The sequence below is a fragment of the Castellaniella caeni NBRC 101664 genome (assembly GCF_001592225.1).
Lineage (GTDB): Bacteria > Pseudomonadota > Gammaproteobacteria > Burkholderiales > Burkholderiaceae_B > Castellaniella > Castellaniella caeni.
Genome location: NZ_BCWN01000007.1, coordinates 41,640 through 65,977 on the forward strand (window position 1 = coordinate 41,640; position 24,338 = coordinate 65,977).

Consider the following 24,338-nt stretch of genomic DNA (forward strand, 5'->3'; position numbering starts at 1 on the left):
CGCCAGGCGGCGTGTATCGACGGGCCGGGCTCAACGCCCGGAAGCCTGGATCATCAGCGCCTTCATGCGCCGGATGGCGGCTTCCCAGCCGTCGAACACGGCCTGGGCCACGATGGCGTGGCCGATGTTGAGCTCGGCGATGCCTGGCAAGGCCGCGACGGGCTGGACATTGTCGTAGTGCAGGCCATGCCCGGCATTCACGCGCAACCCCTCGCCCACGCCGACGGCGACGGCGGCACGCACGCGCTCGAGCTGTGCGGCACGGGCCGCGGCGTCCGGCGCATCGGCATAGGCGCCGGTGTGCAGCTCGATGACCTGGGCGCCCGTGCGCACGGCGGCGTCGATCTGCCCAGCGTCGGGGTCGATGAACAGCGACACGCGGATACCCGCATCGTGCAGGCGCGCCACGGCGGCGGCCACCTGCTCGTAGTGGCCCACGACGTCCAACCCACCTTCAGTGGTGAGTTCGCGGCGGTTTTCGGGCACCAGGCAGACATCCTGCGGGCGAATCTCGCAGGCGATGGCCAGCATCTCGGGCGTAATGGCGCATTCGAGGTTCATGCGCGTGCGCAGCGCCGGGCGGATGGCGCGCACGTCGGCATCCTGGATATGACGCCGGTCTTCGCGCAGATGCAAGGTGATGAGGTCGGCCCCCGCCTCTTCCGCCCGCAAGGCCGCCTGCAGCGGATCGGGATAGACCGTGAGCCGCTGCTGACGCAGCGTAGCCACGTGATCGATATTGACGCCGAGTTCCATCAGCCGTTCTCCTGGTTGGGCACGTCGGCGGCGGACCAGCCGCCACCCAGCGCCTTGTAAAGTTCGACCCGGTTGGCCAACGCCGCCGCCCCCAGGGTGATGAATTGCTGCTGCACGGCGTACAGGTTGACCTGCGCCGTCTGCACCTGCAGGAAGCTGTCAACACCGGTTTCGTAGCGGATTTCGGACAGCTTCAGGGCGCGCACGGCGGCCGCCTCGGCCAGGCGCAGGGCATCGAGCTGGCCGCCATAGGTGGCCTCGCCCGCCAGGCCATCGGCCACTTCGCGAAACGCCGTCTGGATGGCCTTTTCATAGCTGGCCACGGCGATTTTCTGGTTGGCCTTGGCGAGGTCGAGCCCGCCCTTGATGCCCCCCGAGAACAGCGGCATCTGCACCTGCGGCGCAAACTGCCAGTAGCGGTGATCGCCGCCGAACAGCGCCCCCAGCTCGGGGCTGGCAAAGCCCAGCAGCCCGGTGAGCGTGATGCGCGGGAAGAAGGCCGCGCGGGCGGCGCCGATCTGGGCGTCGGCAGCCTTGAGGTCGTGCTCGGCCCCGAGAATGTCGGGGCGACGTTCGAGCAGCTGCGAAGGCAGGCCCGCCGGAATCGCCTGCACCAGTTGATCGCGGCCAAAGGGCTGGGCCACGGGCAGATCACCCGGAATCGGCGTGCCGAGGATGAGTTGCAAGGCGTTGGTGGCCTGGCTGACGGTGCGCCCGGCGGCAACCCGGTCGGCGCGTACCGATTCGAGCTGCCCCTGCGCCTGGGCCAGGTCGAGGTCGGAGGCGATCCCTTCGTTGAAGCGCGCCTGCACCAGCTTGAGCGTGCCTTGGCGGGCCTGTTCGGTCTTTTCCATGAGCGTCCGCAGGGACTGGGCCGAGCGCAGGGTGAAATAGGCCTCGGCGGTCTGGGCGATCAGCCCCAGCTGCACCGTGCGGCGCGCCTGCTCGGTGGACAGATACTGTTGATAGGCGGCCTCGCTGAGGTTGCGCACCCGTCCGAAGAAGTCGAGTTCGAAGGACGTCATGCCCACGCCCGCGATGACGCTGCGGCTGACGGCGGGCGAATCGGGGCCGCCGCTGCGCATATTGGCGGGCAGGTGCGTGGCCTGCTCGGTGCCCTGGGCGCCGAAGGTGGGCAGGCGGTCGCTTTGGGCGATGCCGAACTGCGCCCGCGCGGCCTCGACCCGCTCGACGGCCACCCGCAGATCGCGGTTATTGCGCAGGGCAAGCTCGATGAGCGCTTGCAGCCGCGGCTCAAGGAAAACGTCGCGCCACGCGGGCAAGGCGGCGTCTTGCGCGTCCGCCGCGGCCTGCACGGGGAAACGGTCGGGCACCGGGGCCGTCGGCCGGTGATAGGTGGGGGCCAGCGAGCAGGCGCCCAGGGCCAGGCACAGCGTGCTCAGCGCCAGAAATCGGCCCTTGTGCAACAGGGTTTTCATGAGCGTTCTCCGGCCTGGGATTCATCGGCCGCCGGGATATGAGGCGCCTGGTGACCCAGCAGCTTGGGTTTGGTCTTGAACAGTTTCAGGATGACGACGAAGAAGGTGGGCACGAAGATGACGGCCAGCGGCGTGGCCGCCAGCATGCCGCCCATGACGCCCAGGCCCACGGCGTTCTGGCTGGCCGCGCCCGCCCCATTGGCAAGCACCAGCGGCACCACCCCCAGAATGAAGGCAAAAGACGTCATCAGGATGGGCCGGAAGCGCAGTCGCGCCGCTTCAATGGCGGCCTCGCGCAGGCCGGCGCCGCTGGCGTACAGATCTTTGGCGAACTCCACGATCAGGATGGCGTTTTTGGCGGCCAGGCCGATCACGGTCACCATGCCCACCTGGAAGTACACGTCGTTGGACTTGCCCATGAGGCTGCTGAGCAGCACCGCGCCCAGCATCCCCAGCGGCACGGCCAGCATGACGGACAGGGGGATCGCCCAGCTCTCATAGAGCGCGGCCAGCACCATGAACACCACCAGCACCGACAAGGCCATCAGGATGGTCGATTGATTGCCCGCCTGGATTTCCTGGTACGACAGGCCCGTCCATTCGTAGCCCAGCCCGCTGTTGGGCAGCTGGGCGACCAGGCGTTCCATCTCGGCCATGGCCTGGCCGGTGGAGTAGCCCGGTGCCGCCGAGCCGCCGATGCGCACGGACTCGTAGCCGTTGTAGCGCACCACCTGCACCGGGCCGCGCCCCCAGTCGAGAGAGACGAACGAGGACAGCGGCACCATATCGCCCTGGGCGTTGCGCGCATTGAGCTTGAGGATGTCATCCGGATTCATGCGCGCCGACTGATCGGCCTGCACCCAGACGTTCTGCACCCAGCCCTGGTTGGTGAACTTGCCCACATAGGCCGAACCGATGGCCGTCGAGATGAGGTTGGCGGCTTCGGAGAAATCCACCCCCTGGGCGGCGGCCTTGGCGCGGTCGATCTGGATGTGCAGCTGCGGCCCCGCGCCCAGGCCCGTGATGCGGGTCTGCGACAGGATGGGGCTTTGTGCCGCCAATTGCAGCAGCTGCTGCGCGGCGGCTTGCAGCGCGTCCTGCCCCACCCCGCCCCGGTCTTCCAGGCGCAGGTCGAAGCCCGAAGCATTGCCCAGCGACGAGATGGCCGGCGGCGTGATCGAGATCACCATCGAATCGGGCAGGCCGAAGAGCAGCTTGCCCATCGCGGTGCCCGAGATGGCCTGGGCCGAGTCGCCCGGCCCCTTGCGTTCGGAGAAGTCTTTGAGCGGAATGAAGGCGATGGCGGCGTTCAGCCCGTTGCCGTTGAAGCTGAAGCCCTGCACGGCAATGACGTTGGCCACCTGGGGCAGGCTCATGAAGTACTGCTCGACCTGCTTGATGATGTCCACCGTGCGGTTGGAACTGGCCCCGGACGGCAGCTCGATGTTGGCGATCACGTAGCCCTGGTCTTCGTCCGGCAGGAAGGACGTGGGCAGGCGCGCGTACATCCAGCCCAGCACGCCCACCAGCAGCAGGAACACGATCATCATGCGCAGCGAGCGCGACAGGCTGCGCCCGACCCAGCGGGTGTAGCCGTGGGTGCTGCGGTCGAAGAAGCGGTTGAACCAGCCGAAGAAGCCGCCCTTGGTCTCGTGGTGCCCCTTGGGAATGGGCTTGAGGATGGTGGCGCACAGCGCCGGCGTGAAGCTGAGCGCCAGAAAGGCCGAGAACAGGATGGACACGGCCATGGCCACGGAAAACTGGCGGTAGATGACGCCCACCGAGCCGGACATGAAGGCCAGCGGCAGGAACACCGTCGTCAGCACCAGCGTGATGCCGATGATGGCGCCGCTGATCTGCGGCATGGCCTTCTTGGTGGCTTCGCGCGGCGGCAGGCCTTCTTCGGCCATGATGCGTTCGACGTTCTCGACCACCACGATGGCGTCATCGACCAGGATGCCGATGGCCAGCACCATGGCGAACATGGTGAGCACGTTGATGGAAAAACCCAGGCCCAGCATCACGGCAAAGGCCCCGAGGATGGCTACCGGCACCACCAGCGCCGGAATCAGCGTGTAGCGGACGTTCTGCAGGAAGAGGAACATCACGACGAACACCAGCACCATGGCCTCGAACAGCGTGTGCACCACCTGTTCGATGGACAGATCGACATAGGGCGAAGTGTCGTACGGAATGGTGTAAGTGATGTCGTCGGGGAAGAACTTGGAGAGTTCCACCATCTTGGCCTTGGCCAGCTTTGCCGTCTCGAGGGCGTTGGCCGTGGGCGTGAGCGACAGCGCGAAGGCCGCCGTGGGTTTGCCGTTCAGGCGCGAACCGAATTGATAGTTGTCGGAACCCAGCTCGACGCGCGCCACATCGCGGATACGCACGGCGGAGCCGTCCGGATTGGCACGCAGCACGATGTCGCCGAATTCTTCGGGCGTCTTGAGCTGCCCGTTGACAATGAGCGGCGCCGTGGTGCGCTGCGCGTCGGGGTTGGGCGGCGAACCCAGCATGCCGCCGGAAATGACCAGGTTCTGCGCGGCGATGGCGTTGTTGACCTCGCTGGCGCTGAGCTTGTAGCTGACGAGTTTTTGCGGGTCGAGCCAGACGCGCATGGCGCGCGGGGCGGCAAAGAGCTGGAAATTGCCCACGCCCTTGACGCGCGACATGGGGTTTTGCACGTTGCGCGTGATGTAGTCGGCCAGCGAGGCCTGATCCATCGAGCCGTCCTTGGAGGACAGCGTGACCACCATCAGGAAGTTGGAGTTTTCCTGGCTCACCTTCAGGCCCTGCTGCACCACGGCGGTCGGCAGTTTCGCCGTGACGTTCGAGAGCCGGTTCTGCACGTCCACCTGCGCCATGTCGGGGTCGGTGCCCGGTGCGAAGGTGACGGTGATCGCGGCCTGGCCGTTGGAATCGCTCACCGATTCGTAATACAACAGGCCTTGCGCGCCATTGAGCTCGTTTTCGATGATGCTGGAGACGCTGGTGGCGACTTCAGAGGCGCTGGCCCCCGGATACGTGGCCCGGATGTTGACCGTGGGCGGCGCGACTTCCGGGTACTGGGAGATCGCCATATTGGGGATGGCCATGATCCCGGCCAGGGCGATCGCCAAGGCGAGCACCCAGGCAAAAATGGGTCGTTCGATGAAAAACTGTGGCATGAGAGTCCGCCTGAAAACCAGTGGGATGTCGGAGGCAGCGGCGCTTAGTCGGCCTTCGCCGGGGAAGCCGGACTGGCATCAGGCTTCTGCTGGGGCGCGGCACCGCCCGCGGCGGGGCTGGCCGGCTCGCCCGCTTTCCAGGGCATGGGCTGCACCGGGGCGCCCGGGCGAATCTTCTGGAAGCCCTCGACCACGAGCTGATCGCCCGCCTGCACCCCTTCGTAGACGATGTAGCCCGTGCCCGACTGCGGCCCCAGCTGCACCGGGGTGTACACGGCCTTGCCGTCCTTGACCAGCACGATGGTGTTTTTGCCATCCGCCGCGCGCTGCACGGCCTGGGCCGGGATGATGAGCGCCTTGGGATCTACCCCCTGGGTGAGCCGCACACGCACGTACAGGCCCGGCAGCAGGATTTGCTCGGGGTTGGGAAAGAGCGCCCGCAGATTGACCTGCCCGGTGCCTGGATCGACGGCAATGCCGGAAAAGAGCAGCTTGCCCGCGTGGCGGTAGGTGCTGCCGTTTTCGAGCAGAATGTCGGCTCGCGTATTGCCCTGCGCATCGGGCTTGACCACGCCTTCGGCCACCTGCTGGCGCAAGGCGGCGATCTGCGCCACCGGCTGGGTGACATCGACGTAGACCTCATTGAAGCGATGCACGGTGGCCAGCAGCGTGGCCGAGGTGGCGCTGACCAGCGCGCCCACCGTGACGTCCGACTTGCCGATCTGGCCATCGATGGGCGAGGTGACCTTGGTGTAGCCCAGGTTGATGTTGGCTGCTTCGAGGGCGGCCTTGGCGGCGGCCACGGCGGCGTCCGCCTGGCGGGACTGCGCCACGGCGTTGTCGTAATCTTGCTGGCTGATGGCGTGCTGCTTGATGAGCGCGCCATAGCGCCGCGCCTGCAGGCTGGCCGTCAGCGCCGCCGCCTGGGTGCTTTTCAGCTGCGCCGCGGCCTGGTCGCGCGCCGCCTGGTAGGGAGCCGGGTCGATGGTGAACAGCAGCTGACCCGCTTTCACGCGGCCGCCCTGCTCGAATTCGATACCCTGCACGATGCCGTTGACGCGCGCGCGGATTTCCGCATCTTCGATGGCCGCCACGCGCCCGGGCAGTTCGGTGTTGACGACCGCCGACTGCGGCTGAATCTGCACCACGCTCACAGGAACCTTCATGCCCTGCATGCCTTGTTCGGCCTTCTGGCCGCAGGCCGCCAGAGACAAGAGCAGCACCAGCGCCATCGGCTTCAGCACCCGATGCGCGGGTCGTTGCAAAAAGGCCATGTGAACACTCCCGATTGGATAAATTTTGAAAAGTATAAGGGGAAACCTGAATGATCCGTTGAAAACCAGGTTTCCGACGAACCAGGGCAAAACTGCGTTCACCCCGCCTTGTCGGACGCGGACGGACACGTGCTGCCGCCGCCATTTTCAGGGGTGAAACGATCGACCAGAATGCGGATGCGTTGCGTGATCTCGTCGAGCTGCGGACGGTCGGCGAACAGGCCTTCCAGGGCGAGCAAGAAGACCTGGGCCACGTCCGGCGCTTCGAGCACCTGCACGATACAGGCCAGCACGCCCTCGCGGTGGTTCCAGGCCACTTTCGGGCGCAGCCGCTCGTAGACGTCGTGGAATTCGTTGGCCATGGGCGCCTGGGCCATTTCCGACCAGCAGTCGAGCACCAACCGCTGGCAGACCCGCCACAGGCGCTCGCGCTGCGAGCCCGGTTCAGCGCCCGCCCGCATCGCGGGTTGCACGCGCGCGGACACCCACGCATCGAACACCTGAATGAAAATGTCTTCTTTGTCTTTGAAGTTGCGATACAGCAGCGTACGCGAAATGACTGCACGCCGGGCGATGTCTTCGAGCGTGGTGCGGGCATAGCCAAAATTGAGAAAGCACCAGCGGGCCGCATCCAGGATACGGATGCGGCGCTCGGCCAGTGCTTCGGGGCTCAATTTCTGTGACATCGCGAGATTTTGACAAAACTCGCGTTTTTTGTCAATTTGACAATAAGCCGGAGGGGATCAGCTCAGCAGCAAGGAATCGTCCGCCAGTTCTTCGCCCCGCACGCGCTCGAACATGGCCAGCAGGTCGGGCACCTCCAGCCCCTTGCGCTTGTCGCCCTGCACGTCCAGCACGACCCGCCCCTGGTGCAGCATGACGGTGCGGTCGCCCACGTCCAGGGCCTGGCGCATGCTGTGCGTCACCATCATGGTGGTGAGCCCGTATTCGGCCACGATCTTGGCGGTAAGTTCGAGCACGAACTGCGCGGTGCGTGGGTCGAGCGCCGCCGTATGTTCGTCGAGCAGCAGAATGCGCGAAGGTCGCAAGGCGGCCATCAGCAGGCTGACGGCCTGGCGCTGGCCGCCCGAGAGCAGGCCAATGCGGTCAGTGAGGCGGTTTTCCAGCCCCAGGCCCAGCACTGCCAGGCGCTCGCGAAAGAGGTCGCGCATTTCCTCGCGCACGGCGCGGCGCAGGCTGCGAAACTGCCCTCGCCCCAGCGCGAGCGACATATTTTCTTCGATGGTGAGGTTTTCGCAAGTGCCCGCCATAGGGTCTTGAAACACGCGCGCCACCTTGGGCGCGCGATCCCAGACGGGCTGGCGCGTCACGTCCTCGTTGTCGATGAGGATACGGCCGCTATCGACCGTCTGCTCGCCCGAAATGGCATTGAGAAACGTGGATTTGCCCGCCCCGTTGGAGCCGATGACCGTGACGAACTGGCCCGCCGGGATGTCGAGCGACATGCCGCGCAGGGCCTGCGTCTCGATGGGCGTGCCAGGATTGAATGTCAGTTGCAGATTTTGTGCGCTGAGCATGATCAGGCCCTCTTCTTATGCAAACGCTGCTTGACCAGCGGAATCACCAGCGCCACCGTCACCAGTACGGCGGTCACCAGGTTGAGGTCCTGCGCCTTCAGGCCGATGAAGTCGGCATTGAGGGCCAGCGCCACGAAGAAACGGTACAGCACGGCGCCGATGACGACGGCCAGGGTGGCGATCACGAGACGCCGCGTCGGCATGATGGATTCGCCGATGATGACCGCCGCCAGCCCGATGACGATGGTGCCGATGCCCATGGAGATGTCGGCGCCGCCCTGGGACTGGGCGAACAGCGCCCCGGCCAGGCCGCACAGGGCGTTGGAGATGGCCATGCCCAGCAGTACCATGCGCCCGGTGTGGATGCCCTGGGCGCGCGCCATGCGCGGATTGGAGCCCGTGGAGCGCATGGCCAGGCCCACCTGGGTGGCGAAAAACCAGTCGAGCAGCAGCTTGACGACCACCACCAGGGCCAGCAGGATGAGCGGCCGGGCGATGTAGTCTTCCATGCCGCTCGGCTGCAGCACCGTAAAGACGGTGGGATCGGTGATGAGCGGCACGTTGGGCGCGTCCATCACGCGCAGGTTGATGGAATACAGCGCGATCATCATCAGGATGCTGGCGAGCAGATCCATGATCTTGAGGCTGACGTTCAGCCAGCCGGTGATCATCCCGGCAAAGCCGGCGGCCAGCGTGGCGATGAAGGTGGCGAGGAAAGGGTCCATGCCGTGGTGGATGAGGATGGCCGCGGTGGCCCCACCCAGCGGAAAGCTGCCATCCACGGTGAGGTCGGGAAAGTTGAGGACACGAAAGGAGATGAGCACGCCCAGGGCGACCAGGCCGAAAATCAGCCCGATCTCGAAGGCCCCCCACATGGAGTAAATAGACATGGAATTCTCTAGAAACGGGATGCCGCGCACCGCGCGCATGACGCGGGCCGACACCAGTGCCGGCCGGGCCGATCGGGCCCCGCGCCGGAAAAAACGTAGGCCGCACAGGCGGCCTGGGAACGAAACGAGACTGTCATCCGCTGCTGCGCGGCCTGCCCGGCGGGCCCGAAGGCGCCGGGCGCAGCCTGCTTACTGGATGACCTGAGCCGCCGACTTCACCACGGCGTCGGACAGGGTGACGCCCTGTTTCTTGGCCGCCGACAGATTGACGTACAGTTCTTGCTTGGCGCTGGTTTCAGAGGCGATGGCGCCGGGTTTTTCGCCCTTCAGGATGCGCACCACCAGGCCGCCAGTCTGGACGCCCAGGTCGTGATAGTTGACGCCCAGGGCGGCAACGGCCCCCCGCTTGACGCTGTCGGTATCCGACGCAATGAGCGGAATCTTGGCCGAATCGCCCACCTTGACCAGCGATTCGTAGGCCGACACGACGTTGTTGTCGGTGTTGGTGTAGATGACATCGACCTTGCCCACCAGGCTGCGGGCCGCCGCGCCCACATCGACCGTGCGCGCCGCCGTGGCTTCGATCAGGCTGAGGCCGGCCTTGGGCAGCAGTTCTCGCATCTGCTTGACGACCACCACCGAATTGGCTTCGCCGGGGTTGTAGACCATGCCCACTTTCTTGGCGTTGGGCACGATCTTCTTGATGAGGTCGATCTGCTTGTCGAGCGCCAGCGCGTCCGACACCCCGGTGACGTTGGTGCCCGACGGCCCCCAGCCGGGTACAAGCTGCGCCGCGACCGGATCGGTGACGGCGGAATACACCACGGGGATGGTCTTGGTGGCAGCTACCACGGCCTGCGCCGACGGCGTGGCGATGGCCACGATGACGTCAGGCTTGTCGCCCACATATTTGCGCGCGATCTGTGCGGCGATGGCGGTATTGCCCTGTGCCGTCTGGAACTGCCACTTGAGCCCCTTGGCCTCGGTATAGCCCGCCTGGGTCAGCGCCTCGCGCACGCCGTCCTTGACGGCATCCAGCGCCGGGTGCTCGACGATGGAGGTGACCGCCACCGACTGAGCCTGTGCCTGGGGCGCCGCGAGCGCCCCCATGAGCGCGGCGGCGCCAGCCAGGTGACGAACGAGGGGATGCAGTTTCATGTATGGCTCCTGTGGTGACCTTGCCTGAAGAGACCGGATTCGGCAATCAGGCGCTCAGTCTAGCGGGAAAAATCTTGATTATCTGCAGGGGATTTCCCTGTTTCGGCAATGATTTTAACCTGTGGCGTTATTTTTCTTACCTGAAGGGCGATAAATCGCGACACCTTTGAATTTGAAGAAATAAAATTGCTTTCACATGGGGTGCTACGAATCGATCGGGCCGTAAACAGCCGTATTGGCGCCATTCGTGATGTCATTCGTGGCGTCATCCGTGGCACCACCTGTGACGCCATCCACGACGCTATCCGTGGCATCACCACGGCCGCGGCGGCCGCTATGTGCAGTCGCTGGCGCGCACGGCGGCAACAAAGGCGGCGATGCGATCGGCGTCCTTGATGCCCGGAGCCGATTCAACCCCGCTGCTGACGTCCACCGCAAAGGGCCGCACGGCGGCGATCCCCTGCCCCACCGTCTCGGCGGTCAGGCCGCCCGAAAGCACCACGGGACGCGCCTGCGCATCACCCCGCACGGCGGCCAGCAGGGCGGCATCGAAAGACAGGCCGCTGCCGCCATAACCCGCGCTGTAGCTGTCGAACAGCCAGCCGCCGGCAGCGTCATACAGCCGACACTGCGCCAGCAAGTTTGCCGCCGAGTCCAGGCCCGGCGCCCCCACCCGGAAGGCCTTCAGGTATGGCACGCCGAACTGGGCGCAAAACCGTGGCGGCTCTTCGCCATGAAACTGCAGCAGGTCGGGGCGTACGCGCGCGAGCACCTGCTCGACCTCGGCGACTGAAGGGTTGACGAACAGGGCTACCGTGGAGACGAAGGCGGGCACCTGGCGGCGCAGCGCCGCGGCATGATCCAGACTCAGCGCGCGGCGGCTGGGCGGATAGAACACCAGCCCCAGGGCATCGACCCCGAGGTCGACCGCCGCCGCCACGTCGCCGGGGCGCGTCAGGCCGCAGACCTTGATGCGCGTGCGTCCGGGCGTCTTCATTGGAAGGCCCCCGCGGCGTCGCCCGAGCCATAGGCATCCGAACCGTAGGCGCTGTCTTGCCCGAAGGTGACGGAATCCGGATTGACGACCGGCGCATTGCCCTTGTAGTGCGTGACCATGCCGGGAAAGCTCAGTACTGCGGCCACCATGAGAACCTGAATGATGATGAAGGGGATGGAGCCCCAGTAGATTTGCGCCGTGGTCACCTTGGCGATCAGCTTGCCGGTGACGCGGTCGCGGTAGTCTTCTTTGGGCGCCACCGAACGCAGGTAGAACAGCGCGAAGCCAAAGGGCGGATGCACGAAAGACGTCTGCATGTTGACGGCCAGCAGGACGCCAAACCAGATGAGATCGATGCCCATTTTGTCGGCCACCGGCCCGAGCAGCGGCACGATGATGAAGGCCAGCTCGAAGAAGTCGAGGAAAAACGCCAGGAAGAAGGTCATGACGCTGACTACCACCAGAAAACCCAGTTCGCCCCCGGGCACGTGCAGCAGCAGCTGCTCGACCCAAAGATCGCCGTTGATGCCGCGGAAGCTGAGGCTGAAGATGGTGGAGCCCACCAGGATGAAGACGACGAAGCAGGACAGGCGCGCCGTGCTTTCCATGGCCTGCTGCAGCTGGCGCATCGAGAAGCGTCTGCGCGACACGGCCATGATGAGCGCCCCCACCGCCCCCATGGCGCCGCCTTCGGTGGGCGTGGCCACGCCGATGAAGATCGTGCCCAGCACCAGGAAGATGAGCGCCAGGGGCGGGATCATGACGAACACCACGCGCTCGGCCAAAGGCGAGAGCCAGCCCAGGCGCAGGATGCGGTTGCCCAGCGCCATCAGCAGCGCCACGCTGCCCCAGATGAGCAGCACGATGACGAGGCGCTCGTCCAGCGGGATGTCGGTGTGCGCGCGGAAGTAGTAGTCGGAACCGTAGCGCGCCACGGCGGCGGCGATGAGTGTGAGCACGAGCAGCGAACGCAGGCCGCGGCGCCCCTTGGCATCGACCTCGCCGCGCGCCTCGGGCGGCAGGGCCGGCACCTGGGCGGGCTTGAAGAAGGCCACCAGAAACACGTAGCCCATGTAGGCGCCCGCCAGCAGCAGGCCCGGCAGCATGGCGCCACGGTACATGTCGCCGATCGAGCGCCCCAGCTGATCGGCCAGGATGATGAGCACCAGCGACGGTGGGATGATCTGCGACAGCGTACCCGAGGCAGCGATGACGCCCGAGGCCAGGCGCCGGTCATAGCCGTAGCGCAGCATGATGGGCAGGGAAATGAGCCCCATCGAGATCACCGAGGCCGACACCACCCCCGTGGTGGCGGCCAGCAGGGCGCCGACGAAGACGACGGCAATGGCCAGGCCGCCGCGCAGCGGGCCGAACAGCCGCCCGATGGTGTCGAGCAGGTCTTCGGCCATGCCCGAGCGTTCGAGTATGAGCCCCATGAAGGTGAAAAACGGCACGGCCAGCAGGGTGTCGTTGCCCACGATGCCGAAGATGCGCTGCGGCAGCGCCTGAAAGAGCAGCGGGCTCATCAGGTTGAGGTCGATGGCGACCAGGCCATAGAGCACGCCCGTGGCGGCCAGCGAAAACGCCACTGGAAAGCCCAGCAGCAGAAAGACGATCAGGTTGAAGAACATGATCGGCGCGAGGTTCGAGACGAGAAATTCCATGTTCAGCGCCCCGCGACCGTGTCTGTGCCCTGCCCGGCCTGCTGCTGGGCAAGGATGTCTTCCACCAGTTTTTCTTCGTCGCTCTTGCCGCTGGATACGCGCATGGGATTGCCGCACTGCCCGCGCAAAAAGCCGATGCACTTGAGCAGATGCGACAGCCCGGCCAGGATGAGCAGCGCAAAGCCCGCGGGTATCAGCAACTTGGCCGGCCAGCGGATGAGGCCTTCGGTGTTGGAGGACAGCTCGTGGGTGAGATAGGATTCCCAGAAAAACGGGATGGACAGCCACAGCACCAGACAGGCCGCGGGCAGCAGAAAGAAGATCACGCCGAAGATTTCAATGTACACCTGCGCGCGCTCGGACAGCTTCTGCGACAGCACGTCTACCCGGACGTGTTCGTTGCGCAGGAAGGTGTAGCCCGCCGCCAGCAGAAAGATGGCGCCAAACAAGTACCACTGCAGTTCGAGCCAGGCGTTCGAACTGAGGTTGAAGACCTTGCGCATCACCGCGTTGCCGGCGCTGATGAGCGCCACGATCAGCACCAGCCAGGTCACGGCGCGACCCACCAGCGTATTCAGGGCATCGATATACCCGGAAATCTTCAAGAGAGTTTTCATTGCTCGTCCAGAGAAGAAAAGCCACGGGACACGAGCTTGCCCCGACCTGTCACAAATTTTCCAATTCTATCCGATGGCGCGCGGGCGTCACCATGGGAATACTACGCAGACGCAGCCAGCAGGCCGCCCAGGTGATGGCGCAAGGCGTCCTGGGGGGAACGCAGCGGCAGGTCTGGCGCCCGCGGATAGGCCACGTGCGCCAGATACAGGCCGTCGGACATGAACGTGGGGGCCGACAGGCGGCGGTCGCGCCGGGCGAGCAGCTCGGCGGCCCAGTCAGGCGGGCGGCGGCCACGCCCCACCATGAGCAGCATGCCCATGAGGTTGCGCACCATGTGGTGCAAGAAGGCGTTGGCGCGCAGTTCGAAGACCAGAAAATCGCCCGCGCGCGTGATATCCAGCGCCTGCAAGGTACGCACCGGGCTGGCGGCCTGGCATTCGGACGAGCGAAAGGCGCTGAAGTCGTGCTCGCCCAGCAGGTGGCGGGCGGCGGCGCGCATGGCCTCGTCATCCAGCGAATCATGCACCCAGCCCACCTTGCCAGTGAGAATGGGCGAGCGCACGGGGGCGCTGCGCAGCACATAGAAGTACGTGCGCGCGCGGGCATCGAAGCGGGCATGAAAATCAGCGGCCACGGGCCGCGCCCACTGCACCGCCAGGCTGGCGGGCAGCAGGGCATTGAGGCCCCGCACCCAGGATTCATCCCGGCGGACGGCATCGGTATCGATGTGCACCACCTGCTGCAAGGCATGCACCCCGGTGTCGGTGCGCCCAGCACAGATGGTGGGCACGCCGGGGCTGGCCAGAAACCGCCGCAGCGCCGCTTCCAGCACGTCCTGCAACGTGCCCCCGCCAGGCTGCGTCTGCCAGCCGTGCCAGGGCGCGCCGTCGTAGCTCAGGCCCAGTGCGATGCGTGCCACGATCGGCCCTCAGTGTCGAGCGAACGCGCCAAACCGGGGCTACGCCTTGGGTGCGGACGGTGCATCCGGCTGGGCCAGGTCGAGATCGACGTCCTTGAGCTTTTCCCGCACCATGGCCTCGGTGACGCGCGGCGTGTCCTCGGCATCATCGCGCGCCCCATTGGCGCGACGCAGCAGCCAGGCGATGATGAAGACGATCACGGCCAGCAGCGTGGTCATTACCCCGAGCAGGTGATCCTGGAGCCAGGTGGCCCGGTGCTGGGCGCGCTGGGAGGCCTGCAGTTCGGCGGCATCGGCCTGGGCCGGTGCCGCGGGTGCCAGTGTGGTGCCCAGGTCGGTGCCCGCCTTGGCGGTAGCGGACGCACCCGGCCGGGCCGAAGCGCCGACCTGGCCTGCCGCGGAATCGCTGCCCGGCGCAGCGTCGGCGGCGTCTGGCTGCTGCGCATCCAGGGCTTCGGCGGCGGTCTGGGCATTGGCCTGCGCCGCTGCCTCGTGGCTGGCTTCGCTGATGGCGTTGGCGATCTTGCCGATCGACTGGCCAATGGCCTGGGCGCCATCAACCGCGGCATGACCCGCCACGCGGCCTTGCGCCTGCAAGGCCTTGTTGAGGTTCTGGACGTTGTCCTGCAGCTGCCCCACGCGCGCTTCGGCGTCTTTCAGCGCGCGCCCGCGGGCGGTGCGCTGGTCGGCCGACTCAGCCGCGCCCCCCTGGCTCAGGCGCAGCTGGTCTTTGGCGGTGGCGGCGCCTGCCGGATGATCCGCCCCGCGCGCATGCGACACGGCCCCCCGGGTGCCCGAAGTCAGTGGCGCGGCACCCGCGCCCACCCGGCCGCTGAGACGGTCGAAGGCTGCCGTCTGCTGCACGAACTGGCGCCGGGCCTCGGCATCGGAGATCGACAGCATGTCGTCGATACCGGGCACGGCCAGCGCCGCGCCCGCGCGCACCAGATTGATGTTGTGCCGGATGAAGGCCTGCGGATTGGCCCGCTGCAAGGCCATCATCAACTGATAGAGGGACACGCCATCGACGGCGTGACGGCGAGCGATGGCAAACAGGGTGTCGCCCGGCCTGACCCGGATGGCGCCTGCCGGAATACGGCGGCTGGTGGGTGCGGCGGGCGCGCCCACGGCGCTGGCCGGGCTGCTGGCGGGCGCCGTCTGTGACTGGGCGACAGGAGCCTGGGCCCGCACCGGCCCCGGCGCCACGATGGACACCTGATAGCGCTGAGCGCCAGTGGCCGTCTGGACGTCGAGCAGCAGATCAGCCAGCGCCCCGGAGAAGGCCTGGCTGGAATGGATGCGCAAGACCCGGCGCGTGCTGCCCCGGGCCTCTGGCGCCACGCTGACACTGAGGCTGTCGAGCGGCACGGGCGGCGTCAGCCCGGCGCTGGCCCAGTCGGCGGCAGCGGCGGGCCGGGCCGACAGCGCCTGCAGGTCGGCGGCCGTCAGGTGCGTGACCGGCACCAGCACGAGCAGCGGCTGGCCGACTTCTGACACCAGGCGCGCGTGGCCGAAGCTGGCGGCCTGCGCCGCGCCGCCCGTGGCCAGCGCCAGCACGGCCAGCAGCCGGGCCATCTGGCGGGTGCCGGCACCCATCAAAGTTCACCCAGCGCAATGCGCAGCATACGGCGCAGCGGTTCGGCGGCCCCCCACAGCAGCTGGTCACCCACGGTGAAGGCACTGAGGTATTCGGGGCCCATGGACATCTTGCGCAAGCGCCCCACGGGAATGTCGAGCGTGCCCGTGACGGCCACGGGCGTGAGCGCCTGGACGGAGGATTCTTTGTCGTTGGGCACGAGCTTGGCCCAGGGCGTGCCCGTGCGCACCGCGTCGTTGATCTCGTCGAGCGGGACGTCGCGGCGCAGCTTGATGGTGAGCGCCTGGCTATGGCAGCGCATGGCGCCGATGCGCACGCACAGGCCATCGACCGGCACCGGCGTAGCGCCGAAACCCGGCCCGCGGCCCAGGATTTTATTGGTTTCGGCCCCACCCTTCCATTCTTCGCGCGACATGCCGTCGCCGAGATCTTTGTCGATCCAGGGGATGAGGCTGCCGCCCAGGGGCACGCCGAAATTTTCTTGCGGCAGGCTGGGGTCTTGCTGCGCCTTGAGCACCCCGCGATCGATGTCAAGGATGGCCGAGGCCGGGTCGGCCAGCTGTGCGCCCACGGCCTGGTTGAGCAGGCCGAACTGGGTGAGGAGTTCGCGCATGTGGCGCGCCCCGCCGCCGGAAGCGGCCTGGTAGGTCATGGAGGTCATCCATTCGACCATGTCGGCCTTGAACAGGCCGGCCAGCCCCATCAGCATGCAGCTGACCGTGCAGTTGCCGCCGATGTAGTTGCGCACCCCGCGCTGCAGGGCGGCATCGATGACGGGCCGGTTGACCGGGTCGAGCACGATGATGGCGTCGTCTTTCATGCGCAGCGTGCTGGCGGCGTCGATCCACAGGCCGTCCCAGCCCGTTGCGCGCAGCTTGGGGTAGACGGCGCTGGTGTAGTCGCCCCCTTGCGCCGTGACGATGATGGGCAGCTTGCGCAAGGCCTCGATGTCGTAGGCATCTTGCAAGGGGCCCGCACCCGATGCCCACGCCGGGGCCGCCCCGCCCGCATTGCTGGTGGAAAAGAACACCGGCTCGAAAAACGCGAAATCGTTTTCATCCCGCATGCGCTGCATGAGCACCGAGCCCACCATGCCGCGCCACCCGACCAAACCTACTGCCTGCGCCATAAAACCCTGCCTGAACAAAAAATTGAGAATCCCGAATTGTTTATTCTAATGCCTTCAGTACGGCATCGCCCATCTCCGTGGTCGAAACGCGCGTCGTACCGTCTTCGTAAATGTCCGCCGTGCGCAAGCCTTGCGCCAGCACCGCCTGCACGGCGGCCTCGATGCGATCGGCGGCGGCCCCCGCATCCAGCGAATAGCGCAGCAGCATGGCCGCCGACAAAATGGTGGCCAGCGGGTTGGCGACGTTCTGCCCGGCGATGTCGGGCGCCGAACCATGACTGGGCTCGTACAGGCCCTGGCGGCTGGCATTGAGCGAGGCCGATGGCAGCATGCCGATGGAACCCGTGAGCATGGCGGCCTCGTCGGACAGAATGTCGCCAAAAAGGTTGCCGGTGACGACCACGTCGAAGGCCTTGGGCGCGCGCACCAGCTGCATGGCGGCGTTATCGACGTACATGTGCGAGAGTTCGACCTGGGGGTATTCGCGCGCCACGTCGATCATGATGTCGCGCCAGAACTGCGAGGTCTCGAGCACGTTGGCCTTGTCCACGCTGCACAGCTTGCCCTGACGCTTGGCGGCGGCCTGGAAGGCCACGTGGGCGATGCGCCGCACTTCGGTTTCGGCGTAGTGCATGGTGTCGAAACCCTGGCGCTCGCCGGCGAACGGGCCTTCGGACAGCGTGCGCACCCCGCGCGGCTGGCCGAAGTAAATGTCGCCCGTCAGCTCGCGCACGATGAGGATGTCGAGCCCGGCAACGACTTCAGGCTTGAGCGACGAGGCGTTGGCCAGCTCGGGATAAAGAATGGCCGGGCGCAGGTTGGCGAACAGGCCCAGCGCCTTGCGCAGCCCCAGCACCGCCTGCTCGGGGCGCAGGGCGCGCTCGAGGTGGTCGTATTTCCAGTCGCCCACCGCGCCAAACAGGATGGCGTCGGACTGCAAGGCCAGGTCAAGCGTGCTTTGCGGCAGCGGGTGACCCTGCGCGGCATAGGCGGCCCCACCTACGGGAGCCTCGGCAAAGTCGAGATCGAGGTCAAGCGCGCGCAACACGCGCACGGCCTGTTCGACGATTTCCGGGCCGATACCGTCACCGGGCAGTACTGCAATTTTTGAGGTCATGCGAAATCCAGCAAATTCAAACTAAAACGGCAAGACAGGCCCATCCGGAGATGGGCCACCGAGGATGGGCCGCCGCAGCGCCCGCCCGCGGGCCGAACCGAAACGGCCTGACCGTGGGCTGCGCGCCGACCGCGCTTAGCGGGTGCCCGGTGCCACCTTGACCAGCCAGGGGTGCTGCGCCAGGCGCCTGGCCTCGAAGGCGCGGATTTCGTCGGCGTGCAGCAGGGTCTGGCCGATTTCATCCAACCCCTTGAGCAGGGATTCTTTGCGGTAGGCATCGACCTCGAACGACCAATGCGTGCCATCCGGGGCCGACACTTGCTGCTGCGCCAGATCGACGGTGAGCTGATAGCCTGGCGTTGCGGCAACCGCCTGGAACAGGCCATCGACCACCGCCTCGGGCAGGATGATGGGCAGCAGGCCGTTCTTGAAGCTGTTGTTGAAGAAGATGTCGGCATAGGACGGCGCAATGAGCGCGCGAAAGCCGTACTGCTGCAAGGCCCAGGGCGCGTGCTCGCGGCTGGAGCCGCAGCCGAAATTCTTGCGGCACAGCAACACGGAAGCCCCCTGGTAGCGCGGCTGATTGAGCACAAAATCAGGGTTCAGGGGCCGCTGGCTGTTGTCCATGCCCGGTTCGCCATGGTCGAGGTAGCGCAGCTCGTCGAACAGGTTGGGGCCAAAGCCCGTACGCTTGATCGACTTGAGAAACTGCTTGGGAATGATGAGGTCTGTATCGACGTTGTCGCGATCCAGGGGGGCCACCAGGCCCTGATGCGTGGTAAAGGCTTGCATGATGAAATCCTATTGGAAAGTGCGCACGTCCACAAAGTGGCCCGCAATGGCCGCGGCGGCCGCCATGGCGGGGCTGACCAGGTGGGTACGCCCGCCCTGCCCCTGACGCCCTTCGAAGTTGCGGTTCGAGGTGGACGCGCAGCGTTCGCCCGGGTCGAGGCGGTCGGCGTTCATCGCCAGGCACATCGAGCAGCCCGGTTCGCGCCACTCGAAGCCGGCGTCCAGAAACACGCGGTCGAGCCCCTCGCGTTCGGCCTGGGCTTTCACCAGGCCCGAGCCGGGCACCACCATGGCAAGCTTCACGTTGGCGGCCACGGTGTGGCCCTTGGCCACGGCGGCGGCGGCGCGCAGGTCTTCGATGCGCGCATTGGTGCACGAGCCGATGAAGACCTTGTCGATGGCAATGTCGGTCATGGCCGTGCCCGGCTGCAAATCCATATAGTGCAAGGCGCGTTCCATGCCCTTGCGGCGCACGGCATCGGCCTCGGCGGCGGGGTCGGGCACCTGGCCGCCGACGTTGGTGACCATCTCGGGCGACGTGCCCCAGCTCACCTGCGGCTGAATCCGCGCCGCGTCGATTTCGACGACACGGTCGAAGACCGCGCCCGCGTCGGAATGCAGGGTCTGCCAATCGCTGACCGCCTGATCCCAGGCCTCGCCTTCGGGCGCGTAGGGCCGCCCCTTGAAGTAGTCGATGGTGGTCTGATCGACGGCAATCATGCCCGAACGCGCACCGGCCTCGATGGCCATATTGCAGATGGTCATACGGCCTTCCATGGAGAGGGCCTGGACGGCGCTGCCGCCGAACTCGATGGCGTAGCCCGTGCCGCCCGCCGTGCCGATCTGGCCGATGACGTACAAAATGAGGTCTTTGGCCGTACAGCCGAAGGGCAGCTGGCCATTGACCCGCACCAGCATGTTGCGGCTTTTTTTCATCAGCAGCGTCTGTGTGGCGAGCACGTGTTCGACCTCGGAGGTGCCGATGCCGAAGGCCAAGGCGCCCATGGCCCCGTGCGTGCTGGTGTGGGAATCGCCACAGACGACCGTCATGCCCGGCAGCGTGGCACCCTGTTCGGGGCCAATGATGTGCACGATGCCCTGGCGGCGGTCGTTCATGCGGAATTCGGTGATACCCCAGGTTTCGCAGTTTTTGTCGAGCGTATCGACCTGCAGGCGGGAAATGGGGTCTTTGATGCCCTGGGAGCGGTCGGTGGTGGGCACGTTGTGGTCAGCCACGGCCAGGTTGGCGGCGATGCGCCAGGGCTTGCGGCCCGCCAGCGCCAGGCCCTCGAACGCCTGCGGGCTGGTGACTTCGTGCACCAGGTGGCGGTCGATATACAGCAGACAGGTGCCGTCGGGGCCCTGGTGCACCACATGGGCATCCCAGAGTTTGTCGTACAGGGTTTGAGGCATGGTCGTGGTCTCGGCTAGGAAAAACAAGACCGATCGGGCGGCGCGGCGTGCGGCGGGGCCGCGGCGCGCTGGCGGCAATCGGTCACCTTGAAGCCATTATGCCAGTACCGTTCTCACTGACAAGGCCAGCATTCATCCTAGTATTACAGGTAATTGGTACTCGTTTCACCGGTCGTTTGAGCAGACGCTGGTGGGTCGTATCCATCCACCTCCATCCGGGCCCATCCGCGCCCCGAACGGCCGCAACCATGCCAGCAAGCCCGCGGGCCGATCGCTCTGGTGGCCAGGGAAGCGATGCGTGTTTATTTCTTGGCTTGCTGGTACAGCGGCAGCACCTGGGCTGATACCTTGTCGAGGTCTTGCATGCGGCTGGCCGACGACGGGTGGGTAGACAGGATCTCGGGCGGCGCACTGCCGCCCGCCTGGCCCATCTTCTGCCACAAAGTGATGGCGGCCCGCGGGTCGTAGCCCGCGCGCGCCGCGAGTTCGACGCCCATGTGATCGGCCTCGGTCTCGTTGGCGCGACTGTTGGGCAGGGTGAACATCACCTGGGTCAGGTTCGAGCCCAGGTCGGCCACGGCCTGGCTGCCGGTGATGGCGGCCAGGATCGAAATGCCCACGCTGGCCCCCATCTGGCGCGACACCTGCTCACGGGCGTGCTCGCGCAGCGCGTGTGCGATTTCGTGCCCCATGACGGCGGCCAGCTCGGCGTCCGTGGGCTTGATCTTGTCGAGCAGGCCCGTGTATACCGCGATCTTGCCGCCCGGCATGCACCAGGCGTTGACCTCGTCGGACTTGAGCACGTGGATTTCCCAAGCCCACTGTGCGGCATCGGGGCGAAAGGCGCCCGTTTGCGCAATAAGACGCCGGGCAATGGCCTGTACGCGCTGCGTCTGCGCCGCCGAGGGGTCGAGCGCCTTCTGCGTGCGTGCCTTGTCGAGAATCTGGCGGTACTGGGTGGCCGCTTCCTGGTTCAGTTCGGTGCTGGAGACCAGGCTGGACATGTACTGGGTGCGGTTGACACCCACCAGCCCGGATTGCGTGGTCTGCACCGGGGCGCAGGCCGACAGGCCGACCAGCACCGCTAGAGCCACGGCAGTACGCATCGTCCATGACTTCCAGGCGGGCATCGATTGCATGATTTTCATCAGCTGTCTCCTGCGGGGCGCATGGTGCAGGGTGGACAGTTGCCAGCGCCAGACACGCACACACCTTCTTTAACAGAGTCCACCGGCGGGTTGATTGCTTATCGGGCGCACTGGCCGCGATGGCGCAAGGCGTGATCCATGAGCACGATGGCCAGCAGCGCCTCGGCGATGGGTGTGGCGCGGATGGCCACGCACGGGTCGTGGCGGCCGATGGTCTGCACCATCACCGGATCGTTGGCGCGGTTGACCGAGCGGCGCTCGACGCGGATGCTGGACGTGGGCTTGACGGCCAGCGATACCGTGAGCGGCTGGCCGGAAGAAATGCCGCCCAGCACGCCGCCAGCGTGATTGGCGAGAAAACCGTCGGGGCTGAGCTCGTCGCCGTGTTCCGACCCACGCATGGCGATGCAGTCGAAGCCTGAGCCGATGGACACCCCCTTGACGGCATTGAGCCCCATCATGGCGTGGGCGATGTCGGCGTCCAGGCGATCGTAAATGGGTTCGCCCCAGCCCGCGGGCAGGCCCTCGGCCTGCACCTCGATGCGTGCGCCGATGGAATCCCCGTCGTGACGCAGCTGATCCATGAAGGCCTCGAGCTGTGGCACGATCTGGGCGTTGGGCGCGTAAAAGGGGTTGGTGGAAACGTGATCCCAGGAGTCGAACGGAATGGGGATGGGCCCCAACTGGCTCATGTAGCCGCGGATGCGCACGCCGCATTCTTGCAGCAGCCACTTGCGCGCCACGGCCCCCGCCGCCACCGTGGGCGCCGTCAGACGCGCCGACGAGCGGCCGCCGCCACGCGGATCACGGATGCCGTATTTTTTCCAGTAGGTGTAATCGGCATGCCCCGGGCGGAAGGTATCGGCAATATTGGTGTAATCGCGGCTGCGGGCGTCGGTGTTGCGGATCAGCAGCCCGATGGGCGTGCCGGTGGTCTGGCCCTCGAAGACGCCAGAGAGGATTTCCACGGTGTCGGGCTCGCGCCGCTGTGTAACGTGGCGCGAGGTGCCGGGTCGCCGCCGGTCGAGCTCGACCTGGATGTCGGCCTCGGTGAGCGGCAGGCCTGGCGGGCAGCCATCGATGACGGCGCCGATGGCGGGCCCGTGGGATTCACCGAAGTTGGTCACGCGAAACAGAGTACCCAGAGTATTGCCGGACATGGTCGATATGCGGTGGGAAAAATTGAACGAAAGGAAGGCCCATTATGGCATGGGCATCGCCCAGATTCAGGACGAGCAGCTGACGGCCACCGGCAGGACGTTCGCGTCGGGCGGGCGCGCGTAGGCGTCGAAACCGGGTCGCTCGGCATAGGGCGCGGCCAGCAGCCGCATCAAGCGTTCGATCTCACTGCCGTCGCCAGCCTGCGCCGCGACGATGGCCTGCTGCGCCAGGTGATTGCGCAGCACGTACAGGGGATTGGCAGCGTCCATGGCCCGTCGGCGCTCGGGCGCGGGCACCGGACTTTGCGCCAGCCGTGCCCGGTAGCGGGCCAGCCAGCCCCGCGCCGCCGCCGGATCGGCAAACAGCGCCAGCCAGGCCGAGGCGCCTGCCGGGTCGGCGGCCAGACAACGGAAGGCCAGGGTGAAGTCGGCGCGCTGCTCGTGCAGCAGAGCCCACCAGTCGTCGCCCAGCTGGACGTCTTCGGCGCGCCAGTCGGGCAAGCCCAGTTTGCGCGCCATCCCGGCGTGGTAGGCCTGCAAGAATTCGGCCTCGAAGGGCGCCAGCGCGGCTTCGAGGTCTTCCCGGACGCAGCCCAGCACCATCAGGCTGCCCGCCAGGCGGTACAGGTTCCAGCGCGCCACCGCGGGCTGGGCGTTCCAGGCGTAGCGCCCCTGCGTGTCGCTGTGGTTGCAGACGTGATTGGCCTGGAAGGTATCCATGAAGCCGTAGGGGCCGTAGTCCAGGGTCAGCCCCAGGATCGACATATTGTCGGTATTCATGACGCCATGGCAGAAACCCGCCAGCTGCCACTGGGCGATCAGGCGCGCGGTGCGACGGCAGACTTCGGCCAGCAGCTGGCAGGCCGTGGCGGGCAGGTCGGGCGCCGCATCCGGCCCGACCAGGCACTGCGGATACCAGTGCCGCACGACGTAGCACAGCAAGGCCGCCTGATCGTCGTGCGAACCCGCCCAGTGCTCGAAATGGCCAAAGCGTACGAAGGTGGGCGCCAGGCGCGTGACGACCGCCGCGGTTTCAAGGGTCTCACGCATGACGGGGTCGCGCGAAGCCACCAGCGCCAACGCCTGGGTAGTGGGAATGCCCAGGCCAGCCATCGCCGCACTGGCCAGGTATTCGCGCACGCTGGAGCGCAGCACCGCCCAGCCGTCGCCCATGCGCGAGAACGGCGTGCGGCCCGAGCCCTTGAGCTGGATTTCAAAGCGGCCCCGCGGCCCCGCGACGTCGCCCAGCAAGTGGGCGCGCCCATCGCCCAGCTGCCCGGCCCAGACGCCGAACTGATGGCCGCTGTACACAGTGGCCAGCGGCGCCACGCCCGGCAAACCGTCCTGCCCCGAGCACAGGCGCAGAAAGGCCGCGGAATCCAGGTCGGCGGCATCCAGGCCCAGCAAGGCAGCCGCCGCCGGATTGGCGTGCAGCAGGCGCGGCTCGGTGAGCGGACGCGGCCGAACCTGGCGATAAAACGTCGCGGGCAGACTGGCAAACGAGCACCCCGTCCGCCCGGGCGCGAAAAGCGCATGTGACGTGCTCATGGTGCCCATGGTCG

Annotated in this window: 20 protein-coding genes; all 20 read right to left on the minus strand. The window is 66.5% G+C overall.

Features of this window, described 5'->3' with window-relative positions:
• Positions 1–30 precede the first annotated feature (30 nt).
• Positions 31–759 (minus strand): pyridoxine 5'-phosphate synthase, encoded by a 729-nt coding sequence (gene pdxJ, locus CCA01S_RS06285; RefSeq protein ID WP_066455667.1) that lies wholly within the window; start codon positions 757–759, stop codon positions 31–33.
• Entirely contained in the window at positions 756–2,195 is a 1,440-nt protein-coding gene (locus CCA01S_RS06290) for an efflux transporter outer membrane subunit (protein ID WP_066455670.1), read from the minus strand. The genes pdxJ and CCA01S_RS06290 overlap by 4 nt, the downstream gene beginning before the upstream one ends.
• Complete coding sequence (locus tag CCA01S_RS06295; protein ID WP_066455672.1) at positions 2,192–5,362, minus strand: multidrug efflux RND transporter permease subunit; 3,171 nt, start codon at positions 5,360–5,362, stop codon at positions 2,192–2,194. Before CCA01S_RS06295 ends, CCA01S_RS06290 begins: the two co-directional genes overlap by 4 nt.
• A gap of 44 nt (positions 5,363–5,406) precedes the next feature.
• Complete coding sequence (locus CCA01S_RS06300; protein ID WP_066455675.1) at positions 5,407–6,636, minus strand: efflux RND transporter periplasmic adaptor subunit; 1,230 nt, start codon at positions 6,634–6,636, stop codon at positions 5,407–5,409.
• Positions 6,637–6,734: 98 nt separating this feature from the next.
• Positions 6,735–7,322 (minus strand): TetR/AcrR family transcriptional regulator, encoded by a 588-nt coding sequence (locus tag CCA01S_RS06305; RefSeq protein ID WP_232304986.1) that lies wholly within the window; start codon positions 7,320–7,322, stop codon positions 6,735–6,737.
• Between the two features lie 57 nt (positions 7,323–7,379).
• Entirely contained in the window at positions 7,380–8,174 is a 795-nt protein-coding gene (locus CCA01S_RS06310; RefSeq protein WP_066455678.1) for an ABC transporter ATP-binding protein, read from the minus strand.
• Between the two features lie 2 nt (positions 8,175–8,176).
• Positions 8,177–9,064, minus strand: a complete 888-nt coding sequence (locus tag CCA01S_RS06315; RefSeq protein WP_066455896.1) for an ABC transporter permease — start codon at positions 9,062–9,064, stop codon at positions 8,177–8,179.
• 189 nt (positions 9,065–9,253) lie between these two features.
• Positions 9,254–10,222, minus strand: coding sequence for an ABC transporter substrate-binding protein (locus CCA01S_RS06320; protein ID WP_066455680.1), 969 nt, complete (start codon positions 10,220–10,222; stop codon positions 9,254–9,256).
• Between the two features lie 334 nt (positions 10,223–10,556).
• Positions 10,557–11,219 carry a phosphoribosylanthranilate isomerase gene (locus tag CCA01S_RS06325; protein WP_066455682.1) on the minus strand — a complete coding sequence of 221 codons (663 nt, stop codon included), beginning with the start codon at positions 11,217–11,219 and terminating at the stop codon, positions 10,557–10,559.
• Entirely contained in the window at positions 11,216–12,883 is a 1,668-nt protein-coding gene (locus CCA01S_RS06330) for a TRAP transporter large permease (protein ID WP_066455684.1), read from the minus strand. Before CCA01S_RS06330 ends, CCA01S_RS06325 begins: the two co-directional genes overlap by 4 nt.
• A gap of 2 nt (positions 12,884–12,885) precedes the next feature.
• The gene (locus CCA01S_RS06335) at positions 12,886–13,500 is read right to left on the minus strand and encodes a TRAP transporter small permease subunit (protein ID WP_066455686.1); all 615 of its coding nucleotides are present in this window, start codon (positions 13,498–13,500) and stop codon (positions 12,886–12,888) included.
• A gap of 101 nt (positions 13,501–13,601) precedes the next feature.
• Positions 13,602–14,420, minus strand: coding sequence for a tRNA pseudouridine(38-40) synthase TruA (truA, locus tag CCA01S_RS06340; RefSeq protein WP_066455688.1), 819 nt, complete (start codon positions 14,418–14,420; stop codon positions 13,602–13,604).
• A 39-nt stretch (positions 14,421–14,459) separates the two neighbouring features.
• The gene (locus tag CCA01S_RS06345; RefSeq protein WP_066455690.1) at positions 14,460–16,016 is read right to left on the minus strand and encodes a type IV pilus assembly protein FimV; all 1,557 of its coding nucleotides are present in this window, start codon (positions 16,014–16,016) and stop codon (positions 14,460–14,462) included.
• Positions 16,016–17,146, minus strand: a complete 1,131-nt coding sequence (gene asd, locus CCA01S_RS06350; protein WP_066455693.1) for an aspartate-semialdehyde dehydrogenase — start codon at positions 17,144–17,146, stop codon at positions 16,016–16,018. Before asd ends, CCA01S_RS06345 begins: the two co-directional genes overlap by 1 nt.
• Positions 17,147–17,186: 40 nt before the next feature.
• Positions 17,187–18,263, minus strand: coding sequence for a 3-isopropylmalate dehydrogenase (leuB, locus tag CCA01S_RS06355; RefSeq protein WP_066455695.1), 1,077 nt, complete (start codon positions 18,261–18,263; stop codon positions 17,187–17,189).
• 135 nt (positions 18,264–18,398) lie between these two features.
• The gene (leuD, locus tag CCA01S_RS06360; protein WP_066455698.1) at positions 18,399–19,055 is read right to left on the minus strand and encodes a 3-isopropylmalate dehydratase small subunit; all 657 of its coding nucleotides are present in this window, start codon (positions 19,053–19,055) and stop codon (positions 18,399–18,401) included.
• A 9-nt stretch (positions 19,056–19,064) separates the two neighbouring features.
• The gene (gene leuC / locus CCA01S_RS06365) at positions 19,065–20,468 is read right to left on the minus strand and encodes a 3-isopropylmalate dehydratase large subunit (protein ID WP_066455899.1); all 1,404 of its coding nucleotides are present in this window, start codon (positions 20,466–20,468) and stop codon (positions 19,065–19,067) included.
• A gap of 302 nt (positions 20,469–20,770) precedes the next feature.
• The gene (locus CCA01S_RS06370) at positions 20,771–21,616 is read right to left on the minus strand and encodes a M48 family metallopeptidase (protein ID WP_373278624.1); all 846 of its coding nucleotides are present in this window, start codon (positions 21,614–21,616) and stop codon (positions 20,771–20,773) included.
• A 98-nt stretch (positions 21,617–21,714) separates the two neighbouring features.
• Positions 21,715–22,776 carry a chorismate synthase gene (gene aroC / locus CCA01S_RS06375; protein ID WP_066455700.1) on the minus strand — a complete coding sequence of 354 codons (1,062 nt, stop codon included), beginning with the start codon at positions 22,774–22,776 and terminating at the stop codon, positions 21,715–21,717.
• A gap of 66 nt (positions 22,777–22,842) precedes the next feature.
• Complete coding sequence (locus CCA01S_RS06380; protein ID WP_066455904.1) at positions 22,843–24,324, minus strand: protein adenylyltransferase SelO; 1,482 nt, start codon at positions 24,322–24,324, stop codon at positions 22,843–22,845.
• Positions 24,325–24,338 lie beyond the last annotated feature (14 nt).